Source organism: Desulfosarcina sp. (assembly GCF_041551955.1).
Lineage (GTDB): Bacteria > Desulfobacterota > Desulfobacteria > Desulfobacterales > Desulfosarcinaceae > Desulfosarcina.
Genome location: NZ_JBFELV010000307.1, coordinates 1 through 5,980 on the forward strand (window position 1 = coordinate 1; position 5,980 = coordinate 5,980).

General features: G+C 52.6%; 7 protein-coding genes. 2 read left to right on the plus strand and 5 right to left on the minus strand.

The features are described from left to right. On the plus strand, nt 1-613 hold a 613-nt coding region (locus tag ABYV26_RS18605; RefSeq protein ID WP_372682859.1), incomplete at its 5' end, for an ABC transporter ATP-binding protein. A gap of 202 nt (nt 614-815) precedes the next feature. Here ABYV26_RS18605 and ABYV26_RS18610 read toward each other — a convergent pair. From ABYV26_RS18610 to ABYV26_RS18625, 4 genes are all read right to left on the minus strand, one after another. After that, nucleotides 816-1,586, minus strand: coding sequence for an N-acyl homoserine lactonase family protein (locus ABYV26_RS18610; RefSeq protein ID WP_372682860.1), 771 nt, complete (start codon nt 1,584-1,586; stop codon nt 816-818). 342 nt (nt 1,587-1,928) lie between these two features. Continuing rightward, complete coding sequence (locus ABYV26_RS18615; RefSeq protein WP_372682861.1) at nt 1,929-2,390, minus strand: universal stress protein; 462 nt, start codon at nt 2,388-2,390, stop codon at nt 1,929-1,931. A gap of 29 nt (nt 2,391-2,419) precedes the next feature. Continuing rightward, entirely contained in the window at nt 2,420-3,385 is a 966-nt protein-coding gene (locus ABYV26_RS18620; protein WP_372682862.1) for a serine/threonine protein kinase, read from the minus strand. Between the two features lie 28 nt (nt 3,386-3,413). Next, on the minus strand, nt 3,414-4,169 hold the full coding sequence (locus ABYV26_RS18625) for a cytidylate kinase-like family protein (RefSeq protein WP_372682863.1): 756 nt from the start codon (nt 4,167-4,169) through the stop codon (nt 3,414-3,416). Between the two features lie 767 nt (nt 4,170-4,936). Here ABYV26_RS18625 and ABYV26_RS18630 point away from each other — a divergent pair. Then, complete coding sequence (locus tag ABYV26_RS18630; protein ID WP_372682864.1) at nt 4,937-5,194, plus strand: DUF2892 domain-containing protein; 258 nt, start codon at nt 4,937-4,939, stop codon at nt 5,192-5,194. Nucleotides 5,195-5,517: 323 nt separating this feature from the next. Here ABYV26_RS18630 and ABYV26_RS18635 read toward each other — a convergent pair. Then, the coding region (locus ABYV26_RS18635) for a cytochrome b/b6 domain-containing protein (protein WP_372682865.1) at nt 5,518-5,980 on the minus strand (463 nt) is incomplete at its 5' end.

A 5,980-nucleotide genomic window follows, 5' to 3' on the forward strand; every position in this document is an offset into this window, starting at 1 on the left:
CATCATTGGCGGCAACGGTGCCGGCAAATCGACGCTGCTGCGGACCATTTCGGGCCTCATCAAACCGGCCAGCGGAGAAATCTGGTTCGACGACCGCCCGATCCAGACGCTTCCGCCGGAGGAGATTGTGGGCTGCGGGATTGTCCACGTACCCGAGGGCCGGCGTTTGTTTTCACTCATGACGATCAAGGACAACCTGATTGTGGGGGCCTACAACAAGCGGGCAGACAAGCACAAGGAAGAGACCTTAAAGCAGGTCTACGCCATGCTGCCGAGACTGGCCGAACGGGAGAACCAGATGGCCATGACCCTATCAGGCGGCGAACAGCAGATGGTGGCCATTGGCAGGGGACTGATGGCCATGCCCAAGTTCCTCATGTTGGACGAACCGTCTCTTGGGCTGGCACCGGTTCTGATCAACAGCATCTTCGAGACCATTCGAAAGATTGCCGATCAAGGAACCACGGTCCTTCTGGTGGAGCAGGATGTCAACCACTCCCTCTCCTTGAGCGACCGTGGATATGTGCTGGAGCATGGCCGCGTCGTGATGGAAGGGGCCGCCGACCAACTGCTCGCCGATCCCCATATCAAAGAGGCCTACTTGGGGATATGAGCGATCGGTGTCATTCGGACGACCCCTAAACTCGCCTGAACGAGTAACAGGAAAGGGCCACCGGCAACATCCACCCGGCGGCCCTTCGCTTTTCAGGTGAACATCGGCAACAAACATATCAGCAGCTGTCCCACGGACAGACTTGGTCAAGTTACGTCTTGTCAATCTGCTGTGGTGTGCCCTCATTTTTTTCGGAGTTGGCTTAAAAAGATAGCCTAATAGTATGGTGTTTTTTTAATTCAGCCCATTGTTCAGCATCATGTCCATGAACAACAAAAGCCTCTTCCGAGTCTACCATGGTTTGTAGTTTTTTCACCGATTCGAGTACCTGTTCATTGTCATAGTTGTTTCTGGAAACGACAAGGTTTTGGTAATGCTCTTTAAGAGGGACGCTGTCACCACTCAGTATGATGGCTTGCTGTTCCTTTTGCCGAACGACCAAAATTTGATGACCGGGAGTGTGACCAGGCATTGGGGTAACCACTAAGCTTCCATCCCCGTAAATATCAAACTTACCCTCTAATTCCTGGTAATTTAGCGGATGGTCCCAATCAGCCTTAAAATACCCCCTGCCTTCATTCTCTGGCCGTTTTGCAAAAGCGAGCTCTTTCTTGGAAACAAGAAAGGTTGCCTCCGGAAAAAATTGATTCCCACCCGCATGATCAAAATGAAGATGAGAATTCACGACATAGCGAATGCCGTCTGGCTGGCAATCCATTTTCTTCAATTGGGACAAGATTCCAATACTTTCGTCGCCAATGGGTTGAAAATCCCTGGCCAGTCCTCCCCAACGGCCAAAGGCGTCTTTGAATAGATCAGGATGAGGGCCGGTATCGAAAAGCACATCTCCGTGCGGATGGGTAATCAAAAAAGCGGGTATGGGCAATTCAATGAAGATATCTTTGTCCGCTTGCGGCAGAAAGATCCTTTTCCTGGCTTTTAATCGGCAGCATGACATGGCATAAATTTTCATTGAGTGTCCTTTGCTTCTTTTAAAAACACTGCCAACAGACTGGGAGTTGAGGTGCCTTTATCAGTATCCTTGCCCAGGGTGAACAGTCAGAATAGCTGATTTACGCCCCGCCGTCATCATAATTGGCCATCTAATAGCCAAAAATACAACCATAGGCGACAAGTCAGGCGGTAAATTTTGATAGCACAGATGCGCATCGGCCGGAGTGGTGTGGTGGCCTGTATCATCGACACCGCCAAGGGGGAATCGGCGGATCTGGTGGCCATGGCCAGCCATTGTCAGGGGGGTGCGGAACGAACCTTTTACGGCAGTGTGGCCGTGGGTGGCGGCCGACAAATCGGTTTATTGAACCACCCAGACGGTGCAGTTGCGGGCATGGCTGACAATCTGTTTGGACACGGAGCCGAAAAGGAACTCCTCTTTTCGGGACAATCCCTGCCGGCCCAACACGATCGTGCCGGCTTCCAGAGATGTCACTTCGGCAAGGATCAGTCGGGCCAGCGAGGGGCCGTCCCTTTCTACGGCGCGGATGGACACGTCACCGGCGTCGACGCCGGCTGCAATCAGCAGGCCCCGATAGTCGGTGATCCATGCTTCGACTTTTTTCCGGCCGGAGTTGACCCACCGTTCACGTTCCTGCGGCGATGAGAAAAAATCCTCTTCCGGTGCGTGAATGACGTGCAGCAGCGTCACCGTGAATCCTGTCAGCCCGCCGATCAACCCACTTACGTAGGCCACGGCGCGGCGGGAGTTTTCCGATCCGTCCACAGCAATGACAATATGATTCTTCCGCATAGGGTTCATTTGGCGTTCCGAGAAAGGTTTTAAGGCAGTCAACAACGTTTAACTTGGGCCAAATCCTCCAGAAGCTGGTCCACATGCTCATAAAACCAGTTGGCACCTACCGAGAAATGCAACAGGATGCGATTGAGCGATTCCGGGATATACGGATAGATTTTCTTCAGATTGGCCAACCTGTGGTTAAAGACAATGTTGCGATCCTGCGGCTTGAGCATGCCGAAGGACGGATGCCGTCGTTGAAAAAGATCCGGCACATGCAGATCCCCTTTGCCGGTCAGATAGATCAGGATGTTACCAAGGCCGAAAAGATCATAGCCGTATATGTTCTCACGGTGGCGATAATTGAAATCGAAGTCGATCCAACGGTAGTTACCGCTTTCACGGTCGATGATAACATGGTCCCGCCTGATGTCGCCGTGTTTCTCCCCCTGGTGGTGAAGATACCCGATGGCCTCGATGCCGGTTATGAAGTGGTCAAGAATTCCTGGGAAAGCATCAAAAAAATAGCTCTCGTGACTGCAGGTCAGTCCCTCAATGGTGTCGTAAAGCGATTTTCCGTATATGAAATCCAGTACCCGGATGATGTTGCCCCGGGTGTCGGATGTGGCGAACCCGTGCATAAAATGGGGATGGCCCGCCACCCGTTCCAGAATACGCGCCTCCTTGCGGGGGCTTCGAAAGCAATCGTAGGCGGTGTCGCCAATGTGGGCGGTGAATTTTTCGAAAAAAACCAGTTTGATGATTTTCCGCTGGCCGCTCTCCAGGTCCACTGCGCGCTTCACCCAAAACTTTTCCTGATCTTCCAGCCCGAAGCGCCCTTCTTTAGCATTGTTCAGGATCAGATATGGATGGCTGGCCAGCAGCAGGACATCCCCGTAGCCCACCTGATAAAAATCGGTGGCATCGGTATGGACCTGGTACCGGCGTTGGTTGGCAAGGCTGGGAAACCAGGCGGCCACACGCTGCTGAACAGCTTCATCGGTAATGGTTGTCCTCATGGTTGACCGGTCCGTCGACGGGCGATGATCAACCCGCAGTCTTGAACTTTTTATTGAACGCCAGGGTTGCGATGTCAGCCACATCCCCAGGGTTGGTAAAATGATCCAGGTTGATGACCATGTCGAACTCATAGGCCGGCGCTTCATCTTTGGCGAAGACTTTTTTGAAGAAGGCTGCCTGCTCCTTGTCCAGGCCGGGCAATTTCTTTCTGGCTTCCGATCTGCTGATGTGCATGATTTCGGCGATTCGCTTGGCCCGGTAATCATCGGAGCCGATGCAGCGAACCGCCAGTACCCGCTCCCGGGGAAGGATCAGATGGGCTCCCCGGCCGACGAATACCGTCGACTCCAAACCGGCAATGGCAAAGACGGCACTGATCAGGTGTCGTGAATAGTCGCTGTCGGTAAAGGCCTTCTCCCCGAAAAGGTACTTAAATGTCCGGTTGACGTAGCCCGGAAAGCGCTCGTCGAAATAGGCCACGGCCTTTTCGCTGATGTTGGTCTGGTTGGCGATTTGCTCGAGCAATTTCCGGTCGGCCACCTTGTATCCCAACCTCTGGGCTACCATGTCGGCGATCTCGAGGGCGCCGACGCCGATCTTGCGGGAAAAGGCGATGCACGGCGGCAGGTCGGCAAGTGCTGTAGCCTCGCAATCCGCTTCCTTCTGGGCCAGTTGCCGGCTTTCCCAGATGCGAACATAATGCCCTACCAGCGCTTCGGCACCGGGTTTTCGCTGGGTGTATTTTCCCGGTACGTATTCCTCAAGGCCAATTTTTCCGCCCATGGCGATCTCCTTTCTATTTTCAGGTAAAAATAGATGTCAGGCGAACGATACTTCCTAATAAAGTTTTTAAAGCATTCCCTATGCCAAGGTCGTTGATAAATGGAACTATTTGATATTAAATAGATTTAGAATAGTCAAAGTCTTGGCGAAGGCGCTTGATGCTAAGGACCACGTCAGCTCTTTTTACACGTTGGCAAAGGGAGATGAGATGAACTGGCGGCGCCGTTCTATTCCTCCTCCAACCCAGCCAGCGCCGTGTCTGGTTTTAGCTGGATGAATTCATCACTTACTGATGTGAGTCCTTACAACGTTTTCGAAAATCCTTATGGTGCCATAAGCTTCTTATCCAGCGCGCCGATGGTGATTTTAGGCAATCCGATCACCCGAAATTATGTGATTCTACAAGTACGAAGTAACTATCCTGCGGAAGCGAACCCAACCGGTTCGTGAGTTATCTTGCAATCGGTAATAGGGAACATGACACCGCTGGATGCGCAGAAAATCCTGGACCAACAACCCAGTTGCCGGCGGGTAGAAAGTGGTACCGCAAATCATACGGTTTTAAATTTCGTAGTCGTCCTGCAACCACCTTGCGCCCCATTTTTATCATCCAGTAAAAAAGGCTGACATCCGCAGCGGCAAGGCGGCCGAATATTTTTACTAACCTAATATAATTACTGTTAATATTTAATGATCGAATTGGTATTTGTCTTGCTTTATACAATGGAGAGATGAAGAGGTGAATTGAAAATTGAAAGGAGTCATCCATGAAATGCAATGTAGGCAAAACCGAACGGATCATCCGGATCGTCGCCAGCTTGGCATTCATGGCCCTTGGCGCCGCCTGGTGGAAAGGCTTTTATGTGGCAGCCGCCGTTGTTTTCATGACAGCCGCGATTGCCTGGTGTCCCATCACCACGGTATTGGGAATCTCCACCTGCAAGGAAACCGAGCAGGAAGAGATTCCTGCGGATACGGTGAGCACTGACAAGGACAAACTGATCCGGAATCGACGGTTCAAATGATGGAGTATTTATCGCCTGTTCATTTGGGCATATCGTTTCTTGCCAAAAGACTATTTGCCAGTTGCTTCCAGGCTCGTCGAGCGTCGCGTAGACTGGGAAATATTGTCAAACGGGGGGATAGCTCGTTTGCAGACATGGTGGTGGGAACGAACACCGATCAAGTTGCGATGACATGCTTTAAGCTTGTTAGGTGATACCATTCAGGGGAGCTGGCATTAATTGAGATTGTCTAAATCCGGCCATGACCCGGACTAAAAAGCCCCGCAGCGGTGTCATCCGCTGGCGGGGCTTTTCTCGTTGTGGAAAGCAGTCGCGCAAATGGATCAGGCGGCCGGTTGTTTCGTTCCCGCCTTCTCCCACTCCTGCACCTCACCCTCTTCCACATCCTCCCAGCCGGTGATCATGGCCTTGACGTGGGCGGTGACGGTGTGCCCGGTGGTGGTCATGTAGACGTGGACAATGATGAAGCACAAGATGGCGAATGCGCCGGCCGTATGAACCAAGGCCAGGGTGTCCAGCGTAAGCCAGTCCAGTCCCCAGGCTTTCCACGAGTTGTATCCCCAGTAGAGAAAGCCCGAAGCCATCTGCACGGGCAGCAGGAAGGCGGCCAGGGACAGATAGACGATTCGCTGGAGCGGGTTGTGCTTGGCCTCCTTGCGCTTGGGCACCGGGTGGGGCTCCCCCCGAAAGATGCCCACCAGGTAGTAGCGCACCACCTCGAACATCTTCCGGGTCGTGGGGATATACTGCTTCCACTCACCGGTGGTGAACACCCAGAAAACAAAG

Coding starts and splice junctions, on each gene's coding strand:
- ABYV26_RS18630 (WP_372682864.1), top strand. CDS start 4,937: ATGAAATGCAATGTAGGCAAAACCGAACGGATCATCCGGATCGTCGCC.
- ABYV26_RS18620 (WP_372682862.1), bottom strand. CDS start 3,385: ATGAGGACAACCATTACCGATGAAGCTGTTCAGCAGCGTGTGGCCGCC.
- ABYV26_RS18625 (WP_372682863.1), bottom strand. CDS start 4,169: ATGGGCGGAAAAATTGGCCTTGAGGAATACGTACCGGGAAAATACACC.
- ABYV26_RS18615 (WP_372682861.1), bottom strand. CDS start 2,390: ATGAACCCTATGCGGAAGAATCATATTGTCATTGCTGTGGACGGATCG.
- ABYV26_RS18610 (WP_372682860.1), bottom strand. CDS start 1,586: ATGAAAATTTATGCCATGTCATGCTGCCGATTAAAAGCCAGGAAAAGG.